The organism is Heyndrickxia oleronia, assembly GCF_017809215.1.
Taxonomy (GTDB): Bacteria; Bacillota; Bacilli; order Bacillales; family Bacillaceae_C; genus Heyndrickxia; species Heyndrickxia oleronia.
In genome coordinates, this window is record NZ_CP065424.1 from 4593170 (window position 1) to 4618205 (window position 25036).

The window sequence follows — 25036 nt, forward strand, 5'->3', positions numbered from 1 at the left end:
TAAAGGGACGGAAGCTCCGCGATACCACCCTGATTAACAATAATTAACTGTTCACTCATTCGATTAACGACAATGCCGGACAAAATGTCAGCTCCCTAATTGTAATTCACTAAATGCCTGGCTTAGTTCACACCACCCACTAAGTCTCTTATACTCCTAAACAATCAGTTACTTTATTAGTTCAACGCTTTTATGCTTTTATGCTTTTATGTATTGAAGTTTAAAGGTATATTAATACAAGTTTATTAGGTTTGTCAATGATAAGTTTTACGGATGATATCTTGCAATCATATGTAGATTATTATAACAATTGACCTACTTAGATTTAATAGATACAGATTGGGGAGTAAAATTATAAATCGGCTTATGAAAAAATATTTTAAAAAAATGGTCGACTAAACTAATGATTTTAGAACTATTTAGTATGCAGTATTTTAAATACAAATTCAAGAAGTAATTAATACTTATAATCACAATATAATGAGTGAAAATTAAAAGACATGAGTCCGGTTTAGTACCATACTCATGCCCAAGGATCTATGAAATAACATGTCTAACTTTAAAGGATTTCTTTACTTAGCAGACCTATCTTATCCTAGTAATATAGCTAAAGAAAGTTCCCCTAAACCTATTAAAATTGGATCCATAACACTTTCACAATTGCGCCAAACATTATTAATGACAATAAATAAGGCTCGAACTGGTAAAAATTAGGAAGAACACAATCCCACCTAGGATACGAAATGTTACTAATTAAATTTTTGTTTATACCATTGAGCAGCTGCTTCAACTTCATCAATTGTTAACTGATGACCTCTATTTTCCCAATGAAGTTCCACATCAGCATTAGCATTCTGCAATAATGATTGTAATTCTGCAGATTCTAATGGAGAACAAATTGGATCGTTTGTTCCTGCAGCAATAAATACTGATTTCCCTGATAAATTAGGTAGATCAATTCCTTTTCTTGGAACCATAGGATGATGAAGAATTGCTCCTTTTAAAGCATTCTGATAATGAAATAATAAACTTGCAGCTATATTAGCACCATTGGAGTAACCAATTGCAATTACATTATTTCTCTTAAACTGATATTTTTCAGCTGAATCATCGAGGAAGTCTTTTAACTCCTTTGTTCGAAAAATTAGATCCTCTTCATCAAAAACCCCTTCAGCTAATCTACGAAAGAATCGAGGCATTCCATTTTCCAGTACATTTCCCCTTACACTTAATACGGATGCTTGATCGTCAACTCTCCCTGCAACTGGTAATAAATCTGATTCATTACCACCTGTACCATGGAGCAATAGTAACGTGGGTCTTGAGGGATCCTTCCCTTTTTGAAAGAAATGCTTCATCTTTTATTCTCCTTTCAAACTCTTAACCTCTATATGCGGAAGTAGTTCTACCATTTCTTCTCGTTTATCCTCAAGCCATGTAGGCAACATAAGTTTATTCCCTAGTTCGGACAGTGGTTCATCAACAGTAAATCCAGGTAGATCCGTTGCGATTTCAAAAAGAATCCCTCCGCCTTCATGAAAATATAATGCTTTAAAATAGTTACGGTCTAAAATCTCAGTTGGAAAATATCCTTCTTGTTCAAGCAATTCTCTCCACTTCTGATGTTGTTCCTCATCCTTAGCTCTCCAGGCGATATGGTGGACAGTTCCCGCACCCATCAGCCCTCTTACAGATGCTGATAACTTAGTGTCAATGATATTTCCAAACTTTCCGTCAGCCTTAAACCTCAGAAATTCACCTTCTTGACCAAGGCAGGTAAATCCTAATACATTTTCTAGAACTTCTGCGGTCTTATGAGGGAATTTTGATAATAGAGTCGCTCCCGCAAATCCTTTAATTGCATATTCAGCAGGGATGTCTGATAATTTCCATCTGTTTCTTTCTCCCTCTGCTCGCTCCACTAACTCTATTTGTAGTCCATCAGGATCATTTAATTCCAAATAGGTTTCACCAAATCGAGAAGAAGATTGATAAGATACTTGATATTTTTGCAAGCGACTTTCCCAGAAGGAGATAGAACCTTTTGGGATCATATATGCTGTAACACCGACCTGTCCTGTTCCTATACGTCCTTTCAATTGTTTGGCCCATGGAAAGAAGGTAATAACTGTACCAGGATCTCCTGTTACATTTCCAAAGTAAAGATGATAAACTTCTGGACGATCAAAATTGACTGTTTTTTTTATCAGCCTTAATCCTAGTACACCCGTATAAAAATCAATAGTTCTTTGAGCATCATTCACCATTGCTGAGATATGATGGATCCCATCCGTTTTTAACATCTGTACACCTCCCTTTACTTTGGTCTTTCAATAGAAAAAACCTTTCCGATTTTAGAATAGTTTGTACCAGCCAATCTACTCACCGCTGCTAAACCTGCTTGATTGATTCTTCCATCTTCATAAATTTCCTCATCTATATGAAAATGAACTATTTTCCCAATAATAAGGTCACAGCCTATTGAGCCGTTCTCTCCTATCTCTAAGGAGTGTTCCAAAGTACACTCCATCCGAACCTTAGATTCATTCACCCCTGGCACCTTTAGCTTTTCACTATTAACTAGTGTTAACTCAGCTAATTTAATTTCACTTTGATTTGGTGGAAGACTAGCAGCCGTGAGATTTACCTTTTCAACATTTTGTTCATCCACAATATGAACAACAAACTCTTTGGAATGGATAATATTACGGGCTGTATCCTTTTGGTTTCCTCCAGAACGCTGTATAGAAAGAGAAATCATCGGTGGGTTCGATGAGACAATATTGAAATAGCTAAAAGGTGCACCATTTAAGGTCCCATTGTCTGAAAGCGACGTTACAAACGCGATTGGTCTTGGAATGATGCTTCCAATTAAAAGTTTGTAATTTTCTCTTTCAGTATTTAAGGATGGGTCAATTGACAACATTAGAAAATCATTCCTTTCGTAGAACTAATCTATTTTTCTTACTTGTAACGTAATCAATACATCATTTAGACGACTTCGGTACATTTCATATTGAGGTGGCAACATTAATTTCTCACCCATTGTTCCGTATGATTCATCATGAGTGAAACCTGGAGGAACTGTAGCAATTTCGAATAATATTTCTTTAAAAATAAGATACAAATTCACTAACAGGTTTTCGATAGCCCCTTGGTTTTCTGCTTTCTACTTTCTCTTTTCCTATTGTGATCATCATGACTACTTCGTGTTCATCATCAATATTTAACAATTCTTTTACTGCTTTTGGATCAAATCCAATCATCGGGCAAGTATCCCAACCTTTTTCCTTAGCAGCTAACATAAAGAGCATAGCTGACAAAGATGCATTTCTTATCGCATCCTCTTTTTGAAATTCTTGTCCCCTTAATTCATAAAAGGATATGGTGTCTGAAACCAAATGATCATATTCTTGCTTATTGATAATCCCTTACATTTTCAAACCTTCATAGATTTTCGGAGCTTCATAAAACGAATTCCTATCACCTAATACTAAAATAACCGCAGATGAACTTTTAACTTTATATTGTCCATTAGCTGCTTTTCTCATTTTTTCTTTTATCTCAGAATCAATGACAACAAAATACTTAGTATGTTGTAGATTAAACGCAGATGGTGCCAGTTTTACAAGTTCAAAAATTTCATTAAGTTCCTCTTTAGTGATAGGAATATTATCAAGAAAGTTACCTGCAGATCTTCTTTTATTCACCAAATCGATAAATTGAGTCATTTAATCAACCCTCTTTTTTATTTCGGAATATAAAAATCTTGAATTCAAGATATAATACAAAAAATATATTAGTAGATTCATTGTAAAATTAAGTTACTAAAAGTTATTAGCTATTTCTTAGTAAGTATTATATAAAACTCATCGCTAAAAGTAAAGATTTATTTTTTATGTTATTTTTTCCTAATTACTCAATAAAAAAAGCTGACCGAAACGATTACCTTTTTCAAGCATTCTGTTACGATAACCGTTCATTTCACTTGATGTTCAAACTGCTCCTTTAACATCCATTTAAATTTTAATAGAAAAGAATGACCCCGTTTCAATACATAGGTCATTCTTTTAGCAATTACTATCGATATTTTAAATCTCAGATCCTATAACTCATCATTTATTAGCATCCACTATCTACTCTCTATCTAGCAATGCTGCACCGGCAATTCCAGGATGTGTCATTTCATACGGATCTAGAATTAAGTCAAGCTCTTCCTCGGTTAAAACATCATATTTCAGACAAAGTTCTCTGATTGGAGCCCCACTTAAAATTGCCTCTCTGGCAATTCGAGCAGCCACCTCGTAACCAATATGAGGGTTAACCGCTGTAATCACACCCACACTCTTTTCTACATATTCTTTTAACCGATCTTCATTTGCTTTAATATCTTTTAAGCAATTATCTGTGAAGACGCGGAAGGCATTATTCATAATACTTATTGATTGAAGCAGATTAAATACAAGTACTGGCTCCATGACATTTAATTCAAGCTGACCTGCTTCTGATGCAAGACAAATTGTATGGTCATTACCAATTACTTGGAATGCTACTTGATTGATTAACTCCGCCATAACTGGGTTTACTTTACCAGGCATAATTGATGAACCTGGCTGACGTGCTGGTAGCGTAATTTCTCCTAATCCAGCTCTAGGGCCAGATGCCATTAAACGTAAATCATTTGCGATTTTTGACATATTCATCATACATACTTTTAATGCTGCAGATACTTCTGTGTAAGCATCCGTATTCTGTGTTGCATCAACAAGATGCTCTGCACCCACTAGTGGTAAACCACTAATATCTGAGAGATGTTTGACTACTAATTCGATATAACGTGGATCTGCATTTAATCCGGTTCCGACTGCTGTCGCTCCCATATTTAATTCATATAAATGTTGGCGGGATTGTTTAATCCGCTTAATATCACGATCAATGACGCGTCCATATGCCTCAAACTCCTGACCAAGACGAATCGGTACAGCATCTTGAAGATGGGTACGCCCCATTTTGATTACATGATTAAATTCTTTTGCTTTTTGTTGGAATACGCTATGCATATCTTCCATTGTTTTCAGTAATTTTTCGAGTAGATTTAATACGGCTATATGAATAGCTGTCGGAAATGCATCATTGGTTGATTGAGACATATTCACATGAGTATTCGGACTGCAATGGAAGTAATCCCCTTTTTCTTTCCCAAGAATTTCGATGGCACGATTGGCAATGACTTCATTAACATTCATGTTTATCGATGTCCCTGCTCCACCTTGAATAGGATCTACGATAATTTGATCATGCCATTTCCCTTCCATCAATTCTTCCGCCGCTTGTACAATCGCATCTCCAATTCCTGAATATAAACGTTTCACGTCCATATTTGCTTGTGCCGCTGCCTTTTTCACGATTGCCATAGCTTTAATTAATTCTTCATGTATTCTATACCCAGTGATTGGGAAATTTTCAACTGCACGTAAAGTTTGAACCCCATAGTAAGCATCAACAGGTACTTCCTTTGATCCTAAAAAATCCTTCTCAATTCGAATATGCTCTTTTATCGTTGACATATTAATCTCTCTCCTCTATTAAATAGAAAAAACTAAAAAAATAGTATACTCATTAATCATCCTATTAAAAGGAATCGTTCAATCACTTTCTAGCGGGATACAGGACTCCTGACCTGCTTCCAATTTATCAGTTTGTCCAAAACATCTACAGCAATTTAAAACAATGATTCCGTTTTCATATCCCAAGACTATATTACACCTGTTTCATATATGCTTCAAGGCTTTGAGACCCATTGTTTTAACATGTGGATAACCTCTCAAAAAATCTCCGTTTTTTCCATTTCAAACATCAGTTAAACTACAGTAGAATCTCTATTTACCCAGCAATTTCAGCAGAACTAAATTCCCCATTAATATTTCCAGTTACTATAATTGAATGCCCCCAAAACATATCTCCATCATCAAAAAATAGGTCAAAATCACCATCTGGATAAACACTAATACTACTTAATTTCATAAGCCCAACAAATATTTCCTTTGTAATCTTATTCATTTCTGCCTCTTCATTATCCTCGAGCCATTCATTTGCCAATTCAACCAGTTCTTCAGCAGCATAACCTCTAATTTTCCTATTCCATTTATCCTGCTCCTTAAAAAGCTCATAGGCAGTTTTCAATGCAGAATGCATAACCGTCCTATCTTCATTCCAATCAAAATATAAATATCCCTCTTCACCAGCCCAGGAAATATCCTTTTCAAAAACCTTTATACCCTTATTAAGCTCAAAAATACCTAATACATCATCATTATAAAAAACGGGCTTTAGCGATTCCTGTAAGATGATTTCTAATTCATCATCGCGATAATCCTTTTCGATTACGCTAACAAGCATCATCGACTTTTCAGCCTTACGTACCTGAAGTCTTGCGATTGAATTCATACCCAATAGGTCTCTTGTTTTTTCCCATTCCTCATCATCTACCAACCATTCAAGTCGCAGCTCTTCTTTTATAGAAGGTTCATTGCTCCCCAAGGCTTTCCAGGCAATTAACGGGATTGAGGCATTCCACATTTGATTTCCTCCGGCTCTTCCCGCACTAATTCCCGAAGCTCCTGTAACAGCTATTACTTCCATCACCTGTTCCTTAAATCGACTTTCAAATTGACTTTTTTCTCTAGTTTTACTCATACTAGTCACCATTCCTTTATTAATCAGAAATTGCTCTTATTACATTCCAACTTGTGAATCATTAAATCTATTATACTTGTAATTTTTGTAAAGGCATCAATCCTCTTAACATATTCATACTTTTTTGTTATTAGAAAGGTAATTTTTCCGCTTCTCTTTACATGTTTTTTGAAGTGAGAAAATTTCTGTCAAAATTGAAAAACAAATTAGTATATTCAAGGAACAAGGTAGAGTATAATACCATTAGTTATCAAGGTTAAACTAACTTACATAACTTCATTGTTACATAAGAATAATTACTGGGATAATTTTTTCCCTTACTATTTAGGAGGTAATAAAATGGTGCTGCCAAATTTCGAAGAAAACTTACAAAAATATGCAAAGCTTTTAGTTGCAAAAGGGATCAATGTTCAGCCAGGTGACTGGGTGAAAATGACGATCACAGTTGATCAAGCTCCTTTAGCACGTCTTATCACGAAAGAGGCTTATGATTTAGGGGCTGAAAAGGTCATTATTAAATGGTCTGATGATGAAATCAGCAAGCTGAATTACATACATCAACCTGTAGAAGTATTAACCAACATTCCTGAATATGAAATCCAAGAATCAGAAGACCATGTGTTAAATCATCGCGTTAGCCGACTTTCGATTGTATCCAGTGATCCAGGATTACTTAATGAAGTGGATCCTTCTAAAGTTGCAGCTTATCAAAATGTAGCCGGTAAAGCATTCAAGGCACAGCGAATAGCAACGCAGAATGATGATTTGAAATGGACGGTAGCTGCTGCTGCTGGAGCTGGCTGGGCAAAGCAAGTGTTTCCTGATTTATCAACATCTGAAGAACAAGTGGATGCCTTATGGGATCAAATTTTCAAAACATGCCGTGTTTATGAAGAAGATCCAATCGCCGCATGGGATGAGCATAAAAAGATTTTAAATGAGAAAGCAGCTATATTAAATGAAATTCAATTTGATGCCCTTCACTACACAGCACCAGGGACTGATTTAACATTAGGCTTACCGAAGAACCATATTTGGGCATGTGCTGAAAGCTATAACCCAAAAGGGGAAGAATTTATTGCTAACATGCCTACAGAGGAGGTTTTCACTGCTCCTGATACACATCGTATGGAAGGTGTTGTTCGCAGCACAAAGCCACTTAGTTATGCAGGTACGCTCATTGAGGGCATTGAAGTTCATTTTAAAGATGGAAAAATCGTGGATATTTCCGCTGAAAAAGGAAATGAAGCAATCAAAAAGCTAGTATTCGACAATGACGGTGGAACAGGCTTAGGTGAAGTTGCCTTAGTACCAGACCCATCACCAATTTCTCAATCCAATATTACTTTCTTTAATACACTATTTGATGAAAATGCATCCAATCATTTGGCCATTGGGGCAGCATATCCAACGACCATTCAAGGTGGAACAAAAATGAACGAAGAAGAATTATTGAAGAATGGGATGAACACTTCAAACGTTCATGTTGACTTCATGATCGGCTCTAACCAAATGGATATCGATGGAATCAAACAAGACGGCACGATTGTACCTATCTTCCGAAATGGAGACTGGGCAATCTAGTCTAAATAATTTTTCATAACTTAAGGCTGTTTTCGTATAGATTGTTGCTTTTATAAAAGCAACAATCTATACGAAACAGTAAAAATAAAAGGGCTCAGAATGGGTATATTCTGAACCCTTTTATTGAATCAAATTAGTCTCACAACCGTTTTAAATTAAGGTCAACTTTTCTTTTTACCAATATGATATAAAAATTTATTGGTAGACAAACCTACAAGATACTGGCGTCTATTCCATCTTCCCTACCACTTTCACTCTTAGTCTTGTTGCATTTTCCGGATGATACGCAAGCGGGGTTTCTTCTACCTCAACTAACTCAATCGTTTCAGCAACCGCACCAGCTAATACAGCTTGTTTCACTGCCTTTTCCTGAGCATCTTTCAAGGAATCCTCACGTGATTCTTTAGAATAGATATAGATCTGCTCATATTGCCCACTAATTTGAGCAATTGATGCACCAATTGCATTGGCTACTGTACCATTTTCCGCTTTAATCATATTCGATACCCCACGAATCGTATCAGGAACAATAATACTTCCTCCTCCTACGATAACAAGCTGAACATCTTCTGAGGAGGTTTTCATTTTATCGATGGCCTGCTCAATTAATGAGGAAATTTCTATTAGCACATCTTTAGCGAAAGCTTCATCAATGTGCTCGACTAAGTTTTTATCACCTACATCAGCTAAGCCTAGACGAACCGCAATGTCGGTTGTAGTCAGGGTACTTCCACCAAATACAAGTGCTTCCTGACTAATTTTGTATCCTACACTATCGGGACCAATGGTAATCTTGCCGTTGTTTACACGAACAATACTTCCTCCACCCAGACCTACAGAAATAATATCAGGCATTCTAAAATTGGTGCGGATATCTCCAACCTCAACTGCTACAGAAGACTCTCTCGGAAATCCGTCCTGTAAAACTCCAATATCAGAGGTCGTACCTCCTACATCAAGAACCATTGTATTTTTGATTTGCGCTAAATAGGAAGCACCCCGGATGCTGTTTGTTGGTCCACATGCAATTGTTAAAATAGGAAATTGTTTCGCATATTCGATTGACATCAAGGTTCCATCGTTTTGACATAAATAGACTTCCGCGTTAGCAATCCCTTCCTCTTCCAATGCATGAATAAATCCTTGTGTTGTTGTTTCAATTACTTTACATAAGGCTGCATTGAGAATGGTTGCATTTTCACGTTCAATTAACCCTACAGAACCAATCAATGAAGAGCAAGATACCGGGAATTCTTCTCCATATACTTCTTGGATGAGATCACGTACCTTTAGTTCTTGATCATTTTTGATCGAAGAGAATACACCAACTACAGCGATCGATTCTACTTTTCCCTGCCATTCCTCTAGTAGACTCTTAATTTCATTATCATCAAGCGCTCCCAATAATTGACCATCGTATTCATAACCACCATGTACTAATGCATAATTTCCAGAAAGTTCTTCAACCATATCTTTCGGCCAGGCGGTAAAAGGAAGAACAGAGGCAGTTGCTGGATAGCCAAGCCGAATGACACCAACTCGGGCTAATTTCTTCCGTTCTACTATTGCGTTTGTACACTGGGTTGTCCCTAGCATCGCATGAGTGATCTTCGTTTTATCAATATTTGCTTCTTTTAAAACGTTTCTTAAAGCTGTTTCAATCCCCGTTTTAATATCTAAACTTGTAGGAGATTTTACACTATGAATTAGATGACGATGTTCATCTAAAATAATCGCATCTGTATTTGTTCCACCAACATCTATACCAATCTTATACATGTTTTACTACCACCTTTTTAACCAATTCCTCAATTGGAACATAATCATAATCGTATCCGAAATAGTTTGGACCAGCTGTTTCGATTCCTTTATCCGTTCTCCATTTTTCATGTGCTGGCAACCCAATCACACGTACCCTTTTCCCATATTTTAGACTTTCAGTTGTTACTGGTAATAAGGTTTCATAATCCACTAAACAAATTAAGTCCGGAGTCATAGCAACTACTTGACCATCTTTTTCTGCAATAAGATTTTCATTTTGAAAATGGACCTTCATATTTTCATCTTTATTTTCTTCAATTCCTTCAAGGTTCATTTTCCCAAGGTTAAAGCCACCCTTGGTTTCTCGAATCACATCCACAATTTTCCCTTGGAATAACTGATATCCAGAGACTAACTTTAGCAATTCCTGAAGTTTTTCTTTTGCATTTTGTTCCTTTGAAGAAATAATTTCACCGATCTTTTCGGAAAGTGTAATGATATGATGGACGCCACTCTTCTTAATCTGTGCACCAGTCGTTGGGTACAAACTAACCAAGGAACTAGCACCCATCTCAACCGTTGCTGTTCGAGCCAAACGTTCTGTCCATTTATTATCTATTGTTTCAAATATCCCGATATTTCCTTTTTCATCAGTGATGGCCATTGGCGTTGCTGAAATCCCATCCAAGTTAAAGGTCACCATTTGGAGTTCTGGAAACGCCCGCCCCATTCCATCACAGTCAATGAGAGGTAAATCCAATTGTGCAGCTACCACAATCGGGATCATCGAATTTACCCCACCTGCTTCCATTGGATAAGTTCCTGTAATCTTTTCCTTCCCTATATATTTCGCTAGCTTTTGAAAAACTTTTACAAACTCATCTCCACGTGGAAACTTTTCTACTAAAACTGATGGTGCCCCCATCATCGCGGCTGGAATGAAAAAGTCCTCATCCTCGATTTCATCAACTGAATATAGTCGTACTGGTCCATTTTTCTCAATAGCGGAAAGAGCCATCATTTTCCCAATATAAGGGTCTCCTCCACCACCTGTTCCTAAAAAGGCTGCTCCAATAGCAATTCGTTCAATCGCATCTTTATCTAAATATCTCATTTATTCTCCTCCAACATGATAGATTTCTGTATAGAAAAACGATAGCCAAAATAATAAATTACAAATGAAATAATAATCCCAGTTAATGGCTGATTAGGTACTTGAGGCAAGCTAGGGAATAAAGAAAAAACAACTGGAATACTAGCAATGACAGCACCTACTAGCCAAGAGAAAACGCCTAAACGGTTCACACCCTCCACTTGTCTCCAATTATTCATATTGCCCTTATTCATTATCCAATAGGAGGCAATCATTACCCCTGCAACTGGTGGAATCATTGCTGATAATATAGACATGATAGGTGTGAAATAATTTAATATTCCCACCACGGCAAGTAAAGTTCCCACCGTACCAGCAATTCCAACTGCCATTTTTTCTTTTTGCTTTGAAATGTTAAAAACATTAATCAAGGCAATTCCACCAGATATTGCATTAACCAAATTTGTTTTCCATGTAGCTAAGATTAAAATGACACCACCAATGAATGGGGTTGCTATATTCAAAAAGACCGCAGTAATATCGCTCGTCTGATATGCAATCGTTAAAACTGCTCCTACGCCAATCATCAGAACTCCAGCTGGAATAATTCCAAAGATGGCTGCTTTAAAAACATCTGAACGCTTTTTGGAAAATTGGGAATAATCACCCGCTATCACTGCTCCTAATGCAAATGACCCCATTGTGACTGAAAGCCCATCCATAAAACTCATATTACCACTAGGTTTATAGTTCTGAATTGCTTGTAAATGATCTCCACTCAATGTTTGAACTAAACCAACTATAGAAATGATGACCAATAATGGAACTGCAATATAGCTTATTACGCGTAGCACCTTAATTCCATAGATAGCTGAGACCACCATTACCAAACCGCAAAGGAAAGAGGCTAATGGTATTGGCAAATTCATATCATAATTCGCCAGTAAATTCGCTAATGCAGCCCCACAAACATTGGCTTGAATTCCAAACCATCCTAAGCAAGCAATGGCTAAAATAATTGATAATATTGTTCGTGAGCCCTTTTTACCAAATACTTGTCCGGCAATATGAACAGTTGGCTTTCCCAGATCACTACTTTGCATGCCTTGCAAAATCATGATGGCGACGACAATGAAATAACCGACAAATGCTACGAATAATGCCTTAGGTAAACTCATACCAGAAATAAGGGTATTTCCTACTAATAAACTTGGTATGCTAATCATTGCACCAGCCCAGACAATTCCTAGACTATACCATGATTGATGCTCGCCATTATTTCTCATATTGTAGCCCCTCCTTTACTCCATTCATTCCTCTTTTCATATAAAGTGTTGATTTTCGTAAGTATTAAAAACCTAAATAAATCTGATTTTCTACTTTGTTCAACTGTTAACAATCTTAAAAATCACACTCCGATTTTTGTTTAGAAAATTAGACAGCAACGTATTTACAAAAGCAACAAAACTATACGAAAACATCCTTTTGAAAAGAGACTAGTAAATTTATTTCCCATTATAAAAGAAACAATGGGGGTGAGTCTTTTTCAAAAATGAAAAAAAAATCCGAAATTTTGTCGTTTCTGACAAAACTCCGGATATAACCAATGATGGCTTGAATGTTTAAAAAATGTCATTGTTAATTAATCGATAAATCATACAAGCGATATACACATCATAAAATTCAGAATACATCGTTACATCATTTCCGATCTGTTCACTAATCTTTTTGATCCGATATTTCACTGTATTTTTATGAATATATAAAAGCTTTCCACATGTATCAAAATTTCCATTTGCATCTAAGAGGAAGGTCATCAAAGTTCTCATAGATTCTTCATCATTTAGAATAGGAGAAATAACTGAAAAACATTCTTCAATCATTTCTTCTCCCTGCTTACTGAAGTCAATGGCACGCTTCATTGACCGAACCTCTGCAGCTGTATACAGTTTTCTCTTAGGATAGATTGAATGTACTTTTTTTCCTACTTGATTGACCAATTGATACATACGACGAACATCAGTTGTATGTCTCATTTTTGGAGAATAGACTATTTCCGACAGTTGAGAGAAGTAATTCGTCGTTTCGATAAACTCACTAGCAATGTCAAACTCATTGTATTTATATAAGCAATTTCCTAGAAGGACTACAATACATTGATCGATGTTTTGAATTACTCTCGTTTTATAATATTTCGAAAGCTGCTCTTCCAGCTCTTCTCTAATCTCCCGTTCTTCCGACAAATCGTTTATATAAACTAACCACATCATTTGAATAGCGGAGACATCAATATGAAGCTTCTTTGCTAATCTACGCATTTTTTCACTTTCATCATTAATAATCGCTTTTACCAAGGCATACTCGCTCACTTCATCATGCTTGTCTCCCCATAAATTGATTGCAACTTGTACGATTTCACTGATTTTTTCTATAATTTTCGCCTGCAATCTCGTATTCTCTTTAATAAGAAATAGATGAAGCATCTCTCCATTTTTTTGATGAATACTTTTATGTTCTACAAAACCATTGGGAACCGTTCTTTCTAATTCTTGTGTCCCCTTGCCCCCATTCAGATCCGATCGAGTATATTCTTGAATGATTTCCGACACGTCTAAAGAAGAATTACGCGGCCACATTACTTGATTCACAATCTCAAAATTGGTATTTGTCAAAAGGATATTCGCCTTCAGACGATCCGATAACATTTTAAGTGTGATTTCCACACTCTGCAGATGTTCTGGCAACAAGGAAACCTTTTCTAGTGTCTCCTTAACAAAATGATCATTCACAGCTTGATTACTTACAATCGATTCCATTACTTCATAAATCACTTCATTATAACGAAGTGAATAATCGTTTTTCGGCATACAAATGATTATAAAGCCCTGGGAATCTGCTAATTGCAGAACTTCATCAGGTATCTCTGGCAGGACGATTCCCACATAATATAAGATAAGCCCTAATTCCCCTAGATCATGTAAGTGCTGAATCGCTTCACATTGTTTTTCAACACTATCTCTAATTGAATAAAATGAGCTAATAACTAGTTCTTCCGCGTACCACTCATCCTGAACAGATTGAATAATCTGAGAGAAAAAATCTACATTTGAAACTTCTAACACGGATAAAGAGGAGACGGTTCGATTAAGATTATTTTTACCGGTCAACACTTCTGCCCCTCTAAATGATGGCAATTGTAGCAAATCTTTTACCGTTACCCCATTTCTTTTCACCCCACTTCATTTTCACTTTTTATATGCTAATGGAATATGAATCAATCGGAACTGTTTTATATCCATATTCATCCTTTAGTAAAATTAAATATTCTACAATAATTTTACATCTTTAATTAGTGCTTCAATATCCTCTAATTTAGTTGCCCAGCTTGTACAGAAACGGGTAATCGTATAATTTTCATCTAACTTACCCCATACCTCAAAACCATAATTCTTTCTAAGGACATCCATTTGTGTATTTGTTAAAATTGGAAATTGTTGATTCGCTAGCGAGTTCCCGTAAAGCTCGATTCCTTTTTCTTCAAATGCCTGCCGCAATTTTAATGCGTACTCTACAGCACTTCCACAAATTTTTAAATATAGCTCGTCTTCAAAGAGTGTACCAAACTGAATCCCTAATAGCCTTCCTTTTGCAAGTACACCACCACGTTGTTTCATAATATAGCGGAAGTCTCTTTTTAATGGATTGGAACTAATCACAACCGCTTCACCAAAAAGCGCCCCACATTTTGTGCCACCAATATAAAAGACGTCACATAAATGAGCGATATCCTTAAGTGTTACATCATTATATGGACTTGTAAGACCATAACCCAACCTAGCACCGTCTAAAAATAATGGAAGATTCAAATCTCTACACACCTTACTTAATGATTCCAATTCAGCTTTCGTATACAAGGTACCCATTTCAGTAGGATTAGAGATGTACACCATCCCAGGCTGTACAACCGCTTCACGAATTGGACTATTCCAATGTGCATAGTACAATTCTTCTACTTGTTCAGCCCGAATCTTCCCATCCTCGCTAGGAAGTGTAAGTACTTTATGTCCGGTAGCCTCGATTGCCCCCGCTTCATTTGTGGATATATGCCCAGAAATAGCACTCACTACTCCCTGATGTGGGCGCAATATAGATGCAATAATAATAGAATTGGCCTGTGTTCCTCCTACCAAAAAATGCACATCTATATCTTCTTTATTACAGGCAGCCTTTATTTTAAAAATAGCATCCTTCGAATACTCATCATTCCCATATCCTGAAGATTGCCTAAAATTCGTCTCTACTAATTTTTCTAAAATTTTCGGATGGCACCCTTCCAAATAATCACTTTGAAAATTTATCACTTACCATTCACCCCTAAAATTACTTTTTTTAAGAATATACTGATTCTCAAATTCTACTACTTTGACGTACTAAAATGCAAAAGGTGGGACAGGGGGTCAGGTCCAGTGTCCCAGTCTAGGTGTAGTAATTCCCACGAAATTCACCTAATTCTCATGTATTTACTAATTTATCTCATAAAAATGTATTCATCCTATTTAATAGAAAAGGCCCATCAAAAGATGGACCTATTTCAAAATTAAATTTTTCTGCATAAGTATTTGTGGTGGTGGGACAGTAAACCTGACCCTCTGTCCCGCCTTATGTCGTGTGGTACTCCCTTCTTTTCCATGCAAACGAAATCCCAACTCCAACAGCTAATAGGACAGTTGCAAAATAAAAAGGGTAGTTTAAATTAAAATCAAATAATATTCCGCCTATTATTGGTCCAATGACATTACCAATGCTAGTGAACATGGAGTTCATTCCACCGACAAAACCTTGCTCATCACCGGCAATTTTTGATAAATATGTGGTTACAGCCGGACGCATCAAATCAAATCCAACAAATACAGTGACTGTAACAAGTAAGATGGTAAAATAGGTATTCACGATTGTTACTAAAAATACAAGAATTGCCGAGATAATTAGGCAGTAACGAATTAAACGAATTTCTCCCAGCCATTTCGTTAGACGATCAAATAAACCAACTTGAAAAATCGCCCCAACTATCCCACCACCTGTTACTACTATCGCAATATCCTTCGGTGAAAAACCGAATTTATGATCGACAAATAATGAAAACAGCGATTCAAAGGAAGCTAAACCAAATGAAAAAATAAAAATGATGATAAAAGATATAAGATAGATCGGTACAAAAATACGTTTCCACCCTTTGTTTTGTCCTGTTTCCTCTTCCTTTTCAGAATTTCTTTCCGGTTCATGAAGTACAGTGATCGATATGATAGCCGTTACTACTGCAAAACCTGCAGCAAAGAAGAACGGCAGGCGGGTACCAATCTCTCCTAAAAAGCCACCCAGTCCAGGTCCGATAATAAAACCTGTCGAAATAGCGGCAGACATATACCCCATCGCTTTTGAGCGTCCCTTAACCGTCGTTATATCTGCAATAAACGCTGTAACTGCCGGCATAATGAATGCCGCACTGACACCGCCAAGCATACGTGAAATAAAAAGTACCTCAATTGTTTTCCCAATCCCAAATAAGAACTCCGAGATTCCAAAAATGATTAAACCGATAATAATCATTCTTTTTCTCCCAAAGCGGTCTACCCAACGACCAGCAATTGGTGACAAAATTAACTGTGTAAGAGCAAAAAATGCTACCATATAGCCGACAACAGATCCGGAAATATGTAACTCATTCATGATTGTAGGAGTAACTGGAATAACAAGACCAATTCCTAAGAAGACAATGAATAGATTGATTAATAATATGGCTAACATTATGTTTCGATTTTGCATATCTCTTTACTCCTTCTATGTAAGCTTAAATATCTTGTTCAAATTATCTCCATTTATTCAAATAATAGATATAGCACCTCACGATTAAAAAATCCTCCTATTTACCCTTTTAGAAAAGTTCCTTTATAAGGATAAATGTTCAACACTTATCCTACAATTGCGTAATTCCATAATACAAATTTATTATAGTTCAACGTGTGCAGTCCTGTGTTACTTACTAAGCCAGTGGAAATTGAGCTATCTTTATCCCTAAAAATGTATTTTACACCAATTTTAAAAAATATAAAAACTTTGATAGCTACGTAAAAATGATCTAAATCAAAAAATCATCGTGCAATTTTCTAATGGTTAAACACCAAATTCAATAGAATAGCAAACTTCTCACATTTTTATATTAGTGGGACATTGGAACCGACCCTTTGTCCCCCAAAGTTTGGGACGTCGGAACCGACCCCCTGTCCCACCTGTCCCACCTGTCCCACCATCATAAATCTTTACATTGTATTAATACTAGATTAACAAAAACATTTTATAGTTTAATAGAAGTTCGAATTTATTGAATGAAAAATTTTAGGGGGTTCTGATGATGTTTAAAAACCGATTTAAAAAGAGGATTTTGCCTGTGGCTGTTCTTTCTACGGTAGCGCTTGGAGCTTTGTTTGGTTCTCTACATAATGATGATGTTAAAGCCATTGAAGCTAAACAAAACGATGCAAAAATTAAGAATGTTATTTTCTTAATCGGTGATGGGATGGGGGTTTCGTACACTTCTGCTTATCGTTATTTAAAGGATGATCCATCAACAAAAGAGGTAGAACTAACAGAATTTGATAAATATCTTGTCGGGCAACAAAAGACTTATCCAGAAGACCCTAATCAAAATGTTACAGACTCAGCAGCTGCTGCAACAGCCATGTCTGCCGGGATTAAAACATATAATGCGGCGATTGGTGTTGATAATGATGGTTCCTCAGTAGAAACAGTTCTTGAAGCTGCTAAAGCTAAGGGAAAATCCACTGGACTAGTAGCAACCTCTGAAATCACTCATGCAACACCTGCTTCTTACGGTGCTCATGATGTAAATCGTAAAAACATGAATGCGATTGCCGATGATTACTATGATGAAATGATTAATGGAGAACATAAGATTGATGTCTTGCTTGGTGGCGGTAAAAGTAACTTTGTACGCCCTGATCGGGATTTAACAAAAGAATTTCAAAAAGAGGGCTATTCATATGTAACAAATAAAAATGACATGTTAAATAGCAAAAACTCTCATATTTTAGGATTATTTGCTCAAGGCGGCATGCCAAAAATGCTTGATCGTGATGAATCTATGCCTTCTTTAAAAGACATGACTGAAACAGCATTAGATAAATTAAGCAAAAATAAAAAAGGCTTTTTCTTAATGGTTGAAGGGAGCCAGATCGACTGGGCTGGACATGATAATGATATTGTTGGTTCAATGAGCGAAATGGAAGACTTTGAGCAGGCATTTAAAGCAGCAATAGATTTTGCAAAAAAAGATAAACATACACTAGTAGTGGCAACAGCTGACCATTCAACCGGAGGATTTTCCATCGGAGCCAAGGGTGAATATAACTGGTTTGGGGCACCCATTGCAGCAGCAAAACGCACACCAGACTATATAGCAGAACAGATTGCTAAAGGTTCCGATGTAGAACAAACTTTAAAGAAATACATTGACTTACAGCTCACAGCTCAAGAAATCCAATCGGTTAAAAAGTCTGCTGAATCTAAAGACGTTACAGAGATAGATAATGCGATTGAGGCTATCTTTGATAATCGATCTTTTACTGGATGGACAACGGGTGGTCATACAGGTGAAGATGTGAACGTGTACGCGTTTGGGCCAGGTAGCGACTTATTTGCTGGAAATATAGATAATACAGACCAAGCCAAACTAATTTTCGAGATTTTAAAAAACGGAAAGTGATCTAGTTTATAAAATCATTTAATTCCCCGTTGTACAATTGTTCAACGGGTTCCTTTTTACATGTAGATTCAATCGGAATTAATCAGACTAAGTCTCTAGCTATCCTTCATTATTTGACCGTAATCAGCTTATGGAATTATTCGTTTTCAATCATCATAATCGATCCTATTTTTATTTTCCCATAAGTAAGGAAGGAGATTTTTTTATGAAAGTACTAACTCCCATTATACTCGCTTTATCCCTAATTTTAAGCGGATGTAAAACTGCTTCAACTTCGGTATCTCCTGTTAAAGCAACAGAAAAACAGGATCATCCATCTGAACAAGATCGAACAGAAAAAGAAAAAAAGAGAGCAAAATCCTTAGCTGATATTTATGTCCCTAATCCTCAAGTTTCAGATGATACGAAGCTCCTTAATGCAGGAAAAACAATTAATGATAGCAAGGGGACTGTCACCTTAAAGGAAATCGCTTCTCTGAATAAATTATATACTATTGGACCAGTTGAAATGAAAATCAAGAATGTTAAGCTCATTCATAATACACCTACGTATTCTTTAATGGACTATTTCCATCAATTTACGGAAAAATATGAGGAATTCGATTTTATTAAAATTGAAATTGAACTAATCAACCAATCGAACAAAAAAGTACATTTTGGGCCAATTGCTCATTTAGAAACAAGTAATGGAGAGATTAAAAATTTTGAAGATGACTTTTATATTGAATATCTGGGTGGAGAGATTGAACCAAATGGTTCTAAACAAGGGGCACTTGGATTTATTATCGAAAAATCAACGCCAGATGTAAATTGGATAGACATTGAAACAAGTGATGTTCTTGATGAGAATCACAAGACTTTGAATAAATCTCAAAGTATAAGAATTAATTTTAATAAAGAGAAATAATAAGGCTTGGTAGAAACCAAGCTCTTTTTTTCATCCTTTGTTTCACAGTAAGAAAATATATATAAGCCAAAACAAGATACTCATCTGTGGAGAACAAAAAAACGACAATTAGTCTCTATTTCATATAGAGCCTAAATTGTCGTCTATCAACATTCCTATTCTTCTTCAATTGACACTTCTTCACCATTTAAAATTAGTTTATAGGATATATCTGCTTTTAATGATGCAGAAACCGCACAATATTTTTCTTCACCTAATCGAATAGCACGTCTTACTTTTTTAGCTGTAATATCCCCATCTACCGTAAAAGTAAGTGTAGCAGCGGTAAATGCAGTTGGCATTTCCTCTCTGCGTGTGCCATCCACTGTAATTTCAATATTTTCAATTTGATCTAAATGTGGTTTTAAAATCATTGTCACATCAATACCGATACATCCAGCTAATGAAGCTAGTAACATTTCTGTTGGTGTAGGTGCTTGTCCTAATCCACCATAATTTTCTGTGGCATCCATGGACATTGTATGTCCAGTAGGGCCAACCGCTTCGAAGGCACGTCCGCCTTGCCATTTTGCTTTAATTTGCATGATATTCAATCCCTTTCTGATTAAAACTCTGATACCTGTCGTAAAAATTTTTGTGCACGATCTGTTTGTGGATGTTCAAAGAAATCATTTGGTTCAGCATCCTCGACAATAACACCATCCGCCATAAATAGAATACGATCTGCCACGTCTTTAGCGAATTTCATTTCATGAGTGACAATGACCATGGTCATTCCCTCTTCGGCTAAATCTTTCATAACATTCAGTACTTCCCCAACTAATTCTGGATCTAGAGCTGATGTTGGTTCATCGAATAACATTATTTTAGGTTCCATTGCCAATGCCCTAGCAATTGCAACACGTTGCTGTTGACCACCTGATAGCTGGGAAGGGTAAGCATTTTCTTTTTCACCTAAACCAACCCGTGCTAATAATGGTTTCGCAATATTTTTTGCCTCTTGCTTAGACATCTTTTTTACTACAACTAATGCTTCCATCACATTTTCAATTACCGTTTTATGTGGGTACAAATTAAACTGTTGAAACACCATGCCTGTTTCTTGACGGATAGCATATATGGTTTTTTTCAATGCTTTTATCGGAGCTTTCGCATTGATTTCATGACCATTTACAGTTACTTTTCCACCAGTAATACTTTCTAGACCATTAATACATCTTAAAAAAGTACTTTTACCTGAACCACTCGGACCGATCACAGCTACTACCTGATGTGCTGGTATTGTTAATGAAATATTTTTCAACACTTCATTTTCTCCAAATTTCTTTTGGAGCTGATCAATGTCAATCATATTTTCACCACCTTAATATACAGATAACCGTTTTTCAATTTTATTTAATATAAATGAAAAGAATGTACTCATCACCCAATACATAATACCAATGGCCAAGTAAAATGGCATATAAGCGTAATATTGAGCGACTAATAATTGTGCGGAACGCATCAATTCTGTTACGGCAATGACAGATACGAGCGAAGTTTCCTTTAGCATTCCTATAAAGGTGTTACCAAGTGGCGGAATAGCGTAGCGAATCGCTTGTGGAATGATAATTCGCCGCATGGCTTGGCCTGCTGTCATTCCTGTTGCCAATGCAGCCTCTGTTTGGCCATTTGGCACCGATTGTATTGCGCCACGGAATGCTTCAGAAACATAAGCACCAATATTAATACTTAGTGCAATATAAGCAGCCGTTAATGCATCTAATTCAATTCCATAATCCACTAATCCATAATAAACAATTACTATCTGTACAAGCGGAGGTGTACCGCGAATGATTGACACATACGCTCTTGCGATCATACGTAGAACGCGATTGCCCTTAATTCGAGCAATCGCGGTTAACAAGCCAATGATTAAACCGAAGAACATAGAAACCACTGTAATAAGTAATGTGTAATATGCACCCTTCAATAAGAAAGAAAAATTATCAATGACCAAATCCATTGTAGTTACCTACCTTCATTATTCTGCTGGTGGTTCTTCTCCAAACCATTTAACAAAGATTTCTTTATACTTACCATCTTTTTTCATCTCAGCAAGAGCATCATTTAACGCATCAACTAATTCAGTATTGCCTTTTTTCACTGCAACAGCAGCCTTATCAGCCTTAATTGCATCTCCGACAGCTTTTATTTTATAACCATTTTCCTCAACGATTGGTTTTAACGCATATACGTTATTAATCGTTGCATCAATACGCCCAGCATCTAAATCTTTTAACGTTGTTATTACATCATCATAAGTATTAATTTTAAAGTTTCCTACTTTTGGCATTAAATCATTTCGTAAATAGGCTTCATCATTTGTACCAAGACCAACACCTATTGTTTTTCCTTTAAAATCATCAGATGATTTAATCTTTGTATTTGATTCTTTAACAATCACTTTTACTTCATTTGTAATATAGGGTTTCGTAAAATCGATTTGCTTTTGTCGTTCTGGAGTGATGGTTACCTGACTAACTAACATGTCAAATTTCCCCTTCTGTAGTCCAGGTATTAACCCTGAAAAATCTTGTGCGACAAATTTAGCTTTTACCCCAAGACGTTTTGCTAGTTCCTTCGCAATATCTACATCGAAACCATCATATTCTTTTTTGTCGTTCATATAATTATACGGTGCGTACGTTCCCATAATTCCCACCGTTAATTCACCATTTTTTTGTATCGTTTTAAGTGCGTTTTCTTCACTTTTTTTCGTTTTATTATCATTATTACCACATGCAGCTAAAACAAGTACTGCTAAAGCGATTATTGAAAAAAACAATTTTGTCTTCTTCATGTTGTCTCCTCCTTCTATAGATGCGAAATAAGTTGAAAAATTCAAAGTGCCCTTACTAGTAGTGACAATATTTGAGAAATGGTTTTGAATAACCACAGAATAAAGCAATTTTACGAAATCAACTCTTTAAAATTTGTCTATTTAAATCCATCTCTTTCTTACATTGACCTCACTTAGAATATTCACGCTTCATAAATCCTATAAGATTACTAGACATTAGTCAAACATTTTGTCTTGCTTTTTTCATCCGTTTTTATCTGTTACATTTCTTAAAAAGTCACTTAAAAATAGGTTACCGAATATGTTCATTATTTCCTGATATAACTAAAATTATGATGTACTGGTAAGAATCGATAAAAATTAGGCTTATTATTGCAATACGCCTTTGTTCATATGCCTATTTGATAATCTGCCAACGCCTTATCATCAGTAGCCTACCTTTAGGTGCATTTTTTGAAACTTTTCCAGTTTGTGAACGTATAAAAATTGAGGATGAAAAAAGGGGGAATAGCTTATGCCAATCCTATTAGTAGCTATTATTTTAGTCATATTTCTTATTTTTATGATTGCTTCCACTAAAACAAAGAATAAATTAAACATAAAAGATCAAGCTATTCCAGATAATCTCGGGATTCAAACAGATACATTGCTGCCCATTGTTCAAGAATTAGATAGAACCCTATCGAGTTCATATACATCAAATGTAAAAGCACGATTTTTGAAGGAACATCCAAAAGTTAGAGATTATGAGTTTGATTGGTTTCTTTTTGAATTAAAACGCTTTTTTATTATGAATAGCTTATTAAAGTCAGTCCCGATGTTTAGCCCGCGTGTGGATGATATTTGGCATGAAATGCTTATGTTTACTAGAGAATATGAAAAATTCTCAAAGGATTATTATAAGGAAGTTTTGCATCATACGCCAAATATGGAGGTAACTCCGATTCCGGGTGAGAAAGGCTTTTTTGATTGGGTGTATTTAAGCATATTTGAATCAACTCCTAACAGCAGAGCGATTTGGGGAGGATTTCTTAAAAATCCAATTAAGCAGGAAATTATTGATGATTTTAAAAGCTTATCAGAAAACGAATTATTAAATAAGTATTTTCGTCAAGGGCATGATTGGCTCAATAATAAATTGGAATTAATAAGAAAATTTAAAAGTGAAATTTTGTTATCCGAACAGATGATGGAAACAAATAGAAAACCTACACCTTTATCACATTCATCATCTGAGTCGCAAATATTTCATTTAGCAGTAGGTGCAGCCATTTTTTACTCGTTATATGATTCACATTCTTTTCAAAACAGTATGGATGAAATATTGCCAGACGAGTATTATAAAGTAGCAACCACTACAGGCACAGGAGCTACTTGTTCTGGTTTTTCTTGTAGTGGTTCTTCTGATAGTTGTCATTCAGGAGGAGACTCTGGAGGGGATTCCGGAGGTTCTAGTTGCTCTAGTTGTGGTAGTGGGTGCAGTAGTTAATATAGTAAAAATTCTGTAGAAACTGTCCTTCGTATTTTGAATGACAGTTTTTACTCATTCCTTGTATCAAATAATTTATTAACTTATTTTATGAGTAAATTTCAGCAAAGGAATTTAACACCAGATTTACAAACTTTTTATTAGATTCCCTATTTGATTTCCTTCAAAAACCATGAAACAATTTAATTAATATTTTCGTCATCATCATAGTATTGCGATCAAGAAAGGAATAGTAAGATTGAAAAAACGGTTAAAAAGATTTTGGTTTGTCATTCTTCTTCTGTTCATTTGCTTCCTTTATATTCAATCTCTATATAATGAGCATAAAAATCAATCCAATTCAATCTCGACTAAAACAATAGAGGCAACTGGACTTAATCCACTTGTAAAAGAGAAAACGAATCAATTAATCCAGCAAGCTGCAAAAATAGGAATTACGGTTATTATTACAGATGATTTCCGGAGCTCTAAAGATCAAGACCAGCTTTATGAAAAAGGAAGAACGGTGAGTGGAAATATTGTCACCAATGCAAAGGGTGGAGAGTCCTATCATAATTACGGTCTTGCCGTTGATTTTGCACTAAAAACTCCTACAGGAGATGTTATTTGGGACATGGAGTATGATGGGAATAAAAATGGTCGATCAGATTGGTACGAGGTTGTAGACTTAGCAAAAGCTTTAGGATTTTCTTGGGGTGGAGATTGGGCTCAATTTAAAGATTATCCGCACCTACAAATGGATTTTGGCTTAAGCATTAATGATTTACAGAATGGCGAAAAACCTGATGAGACTTAATTATATCAAAGAAAAGGATGACTTCTTTCACTAATTAAAAAGAAGTCATCCTTTTTTTAAGTTTCATATAAAAGTATTTTTGTCCCCT

At 35.8% G+C, this 25036-nt stretch carries 20 protein-coding genes, 2 pseudogenes and 1 other annotated feature; of the genes and pseudogenes, 5 read left to right on the forward strand and 17 right to left on the reverse strand.

Annotated features, from left to right (window positions below; translation table 11 throughout):
- Positions 1-194: a binding site (T-box leader), on the reverse strand.
- A 555-nt stretch (positions 195-749) separates the two neighbouring features.
- The 7 genes and pseudogenes from I5818_RS23105 to I5818_RS23130 form a co-directional block, all read right to left on the reverse strand.
- Positions 750-1358: an alpha/beta hydrolase gene (locus I5818_RS23105; RefSeq protein ID WP_058004547.1), complete on the reverse strand. Its 609-nt coding sequence runs from the start codon at positions 1356-1358 to the stop codon at positions 750-752.
- A 3-nt stretch (positions 1359-1361) separates the two neighbouring features.
- The gene (locus I5818_RS23110) at positions 1362-2303 is read right to left on the reverse strand and encodes a ring-cleaving dioxygenase (protein ID WP_071977466.1); all 942 of its coding nucleotides are present in this window, start codon (positions 2301-2303) and stop codon (positions 1362-1364) included.
- Positions 2304-2317: 14 nt separating this feature from the next.
- Positions 2318-2926 (reverse strand): flavin reductase family protein, encoded by a 609-nt coding sequence (locus tag I5818_RS23115; RefSeq protein ID WP_058004545.1) that lies wholly within the window; start codon positions 2924-2926, stop codon positions 2318-2320.
- Between the two features lie 24 nt (positions 2927-2950).
- Positions 2951-3109, reverse strand: a pseudogene (locus I5818_RS26165) (ring-cleaving dioxygenase); the annotation flags it as partial.
- A gap of 1 nt (position 3110) precedes the next feature.
- A pseudogene (locus tag I5818_RS23120) lies at positions 3111-3731 on the reverse strand (nitroreductase family protein).
- 405 nt (positions 3732-4136) lie between these two features.
- Positions 4137-5567 (reverse strand): aspartate ammonia-lyase, encoded by a 1431-nt coding sequence (gene aspA / locus I5818_RS23125; RefSeq protein WP_058004544.1) that lies wholly within the window; start codon positions 5565-5567, stop codon positions 4137-4139.
- 316 nt (positions 5568-5883) lie between these two features.
- Complete coding sequence (locus I5818_RS23130) at positions 5884-6696, reverse strand: DUF2262 domain-containing protein (RefSeq protein ID WP_058004543.1); 813 nt, start codon at positions 6694-6696, stop codon at positions 5884-5886.
- Positions 6697-7035: 339 nt separating this feature from the next.
- Between I5818_RS23130 and I5818_RS23135 the strand changes: the two genes are divergently transcribed.
- The gene (locus I5818_RS23135) at positions 7036-8280 is read left to right on the forward strand and encodes an aminopeptidase (protein ID WP_058004542.1); all 1245 of its coding nucleotides are present in this window, start codon (positions 7036-7038) and stop codon (positions 8278-8280) included.
- A gap of 228 nt (positions 8281-8508) precedes the next feature.
- On the opposite strand, the gene I5818_RS23140 is transcribed toward I5818_RS23135, so the two are convergent.
- The 6 genes from I5818_RS23140 to norA all read right to left on the reverse strand — a co-directional run bounded on the left by I5818_RS23140 (position 8509) and on the right by norA (position 16957).
- Positions 8509-10059: a hydantoinase/oxoprolinase N-terminal domain-containing protein gene (locus I5818_RS23140; RefSeq protein WP_058004541.1), complete on the reverse strand. Its 1551-nt coding sequence runs from the start codon at positions 10057-10059 to the stop codon at positions 8509-8511.
- Positions 10052-11155, reverse strand: a complete 1104-nt coding sequence (locus I5818_RS23145; RefSeq protein ID WP_078110152.1) for an S-methyl thiohydantoin desulfurase family protein — start codon at positions 11153-11155, stop codon at positions 10052-10054. The genes I5818_RS23140 and I5818_RS23145 overlap by 8 nt, the downstream gene beginning before the upstream one ends.
- Entirely contained in the window at positions 11152-12420 is a 1269-nt protein-coding gene (locus tag I5818_RS23150) for a cytosine permease (protein ID WP_078110151.1), read from the reverse strand. The genes I5818_RS23145 and I5818_RS23150 overlap by 4 nt, the downstream gene beginning before the upstream one ends.
- 336 nt (positions 12421-12756) lie before the next feature.
- Positions 12757-14367, reverse strand: a complete 1611-nt coding sequence (locus I5818_RS23155; RefSeq protein ID WP_078111202.1) for a PucR family transcriptional regulator — start codon at positions 14365-14367, stop codon at positions 12757-12759.
- A 93-nt stretch (positions 14368-14460) separates the two neighbouring features.
- Positions 14461-15495 carry a threonine aldolase family protein gene (locus I5818_RS23160; protein WP_058004537.1) on the reverse strand — a complete coding sequence of 345 codons (1035 nt, stop codon included), beginning with the start codon at positions 15493-15495 and terminating at the stop codon, positions 14461-14463.
- A 298-nt stretch (positions 15496-15793) separates the two neighbouring features.
- Positions 15794-16957, reverse strand: coding sequence for a multidrug efflux MFS transporter NorA (norA, locus tag I5818_RS23165; RefSeq protein ID WP_078111203.1), 1164 nt, complete (start codon positions 16955-16957; stop codon positions 15794-15796).
- A gap of 586 nt (positions 16958-17543) precedes the next feature.
- On the opposite strand from norA, the gene I5818_RS23170 reads away from it, so the two are divergent.
- Together I5818_RS23170 and I5818_RS23175 are read left to right on the forward strand one after the other, a co-directional pair.
- On the forward strand, positions 17544-18914 hold the full coding sequence (locus I5818_RS23170; RefSeq protein WP_058004535.1) for an alkaline phosphatase family protein: 1371 nt from the start codon (positions 17544-17546) through the stop codon (positions 18912-18914).
- 205 nt (positions 18915-19119) lie between these two features.
- Positions 19120-19821 carry a hypothetical protein gene (locus tag I5818_RS23175; RefSeq protein ID WP_058004534.1) on the forward strand — a complete coding sequence of 234 codons (702 nt, stop codon included), beginning with the start codon at positions 19120-19122 and terminating at the stop codon, positions 19819-19821.
- A gap of 155 nt (positions 19822-19976) precedes the next feature.
- Here I5818_RS23175 and I5818_RS23180 read toward each other — a convergent pair whose 3' ends face one another.
- The 4 genes from I5818_RS23180 to I5818_RS23195 are packed head-to-tail and all read right to left on the reverse strand — an operon-like array spanning position 19977 to position 22663.
- Positions 19977-20405 carry an OsmC family protein gene (locus tag I5818_RS23180; RefSeq protein ID WP_058004533.1) on the reverse strand — a complete coding sequence of 143 codons (429 nt, stop codon included), beginning with the start codon at positions 20403-20405 and terminating at the stop codon, positions 19977-19979.
- 20 nt (positions 20406-20425) lie between these two features.
- Positions 20426-21172 (reverse strand): amino acid ABC transporter ATP-binding protein, encoded by a 747-nt coding sequence (locus tag I5818_RS23185; protein ID WP_058004532.1) that lies wholly within the window; start codon positions 21170-21172, stop codon positions 20426-20428.
- Between the two features lie 12 nt (positions 21173-21184).
- Positions 21185-21826: an amino acid ABC transporter permease gene (locus I5818_RS23190; protein WP_058004531.1), complete on the reverse strand. Its 642-nt coding sequence runs from the start codon at positions 21824-21826 to the stop codon at positions 21185-21187.
- 18 nt (positions 21827-21844) lie between these two features.
- A complete protein-coding gene (locus I5818_RS23195) occupies positions 21845-22663 on the reverse strand; it encodes an ABC transporter substrate-binding protein (protein WP_078111204.1) in 819 nt (272 codons plus the stop codon).
- Between the two features lie 514 nt (positions 22664-23177).
- On the opposite strand from I5818_RS23195, the gene I5818_RS23200 reads away from it, so the two are divergent.
- Both I5818_RS23200 and I5818_RS23205 read left to right on the forward strand, forming a co-directional pair.
- Entirely contained in the window at positions 23178-24152 is a 975-nt protein-coding gene (locus I5818_RS23200; protein WP_180213101.1) for a glycine-rich domain-containing protein, read from the forward strand.
- A 238-nt stretch (positions 24153-24390) separates the two neighbouring features.
- Positions 24391-24948 (forward strand): M15 family metallopeptidase, encoded by a 558-nt coding sequence (locus I5818_RS23205; protein ID WP_078110594.1) that lies wholly within the window; start codon positions 24391-24393, stop codon positions 24946-24948.
- Positions 24949-25036: the final 88 nt, after the last annotated feature.

Bases quoted from the DNA above. Each gene is read 5' to 3' on its own strand.
- I5818_RS23105 (WP_058004547.1), bottom strand. From the start codon at position 1,358: ATGAAGCATTTCTTTCAAAAAGGGAAGGATCCCTCAAGACCCACGTTA.
- I5818_RS23110 (WP_071977466.1), bottom strand. From the start codon at position 2,303: ATGTTAAAAACGGATGGGATCCATCATATCTCAGCAATGGTGAATGAT.
- I5818_RS23115 (WP_058004545.1), bottom strand. From the start codon at position 2,926: ATGTTGTCAATTGACCCATCCTTAAATACTGAAAGAGAAAATTACAAA.
- aspA (WP_058004544.1), bottom strand. From the start codon at position 5,567: ATGTCAACGATAAAAGAGCATATTCGAATTGAGAAGGATTTTTTAGGA.
- I5818_RS23130 (WP_058004543.1), bottom strand. From the start codon at position 6,696: ATGAGTAAAACTAGAGAAAAAAGTCAATTTGAAAGTCGATTTAAGGAA.
- I5818_RS23135 (WP_058004542.1), top strand. From the start codon at position 7,036: ATGGTGCTGCCAAATTTCGAAGAAAACTTACAAAAATATGCAAAGCTT.
- I5818_RS23140 (WP_058004541.1), bottom strand. From the start codon at position 10,059: ATGTATAAGATTGGTATAGATGTTGGTGGAACAAATACAGATGCGATT.
- I5818_RS23145 (WP_078110152.1), bottom strand. From the start codon at position 11,155: ATGAGATATTTAGATAAAGATGCGATTGAACGAATTGCTATTGGAGCA.
- I5818_RS23150 (WP_078110151.1), bottom strand. From the start codon at position 12,420: ATGAGAAATAATGGCGAGCATCAATCATGGTATAGTCTAGGAATTGTC.
- norA (WP_078111203.1), bottom strand. From the start codon at position 16,957: ATGCAAAATCGAAACATAATGTTAGCCATATTATTAATCAATCTATTC.
- I5818_RS23170 (WP_058004535.1), top strand. From the start codon at position 17,544: ATGTTTAAAAACCGATTTAAAAAGAGGATTTTGCCTGTGGCTGTTCTT.
- I5818_RS23175 (WP_058004534.1), top strand. From the start codon at position 19,120: ATGAAAGTACTAACTCCCATTATACTCGCTTTATCCCTAATTTTAAGC.
- I5818_RS23180 (WP_058004533.1), bottom strand. From the start codon at position 20,405: ATGCAAATTAAAGCAAAATGGCAAGGCGGACGTGCCTTCGAAGCGGTT.
- I5818_RS23185 (WP_058004532.1), bottom strand. From the start codon at position 21,172: ATGATTGACATTGATCAGCTCCAAAAGAAATTTGGAGAAAATGAAGTG.
- I5818_RS23190 (WP_058004531.1), bottom strand. From the start codon at position 21,826: ATGGATTTGGTCATTGATAATTTTTCTTTCTTATTGAAGGGTGCATAT.
- I5818_RS23195 (WP_078111204.1), bottom strand. From the start codon at position 22,663: ATGAAGAAGACAAAATTGTTTTTTTCAATAATCGCTTTAGCAGTACTT.
- I5818_RS23200 (WP_180213101.1), top strand. From the start codon at position 23,178: ATGCCAATCCTATTAGTAGCTATTATTTTAGTCATATTTCTTATTTTT.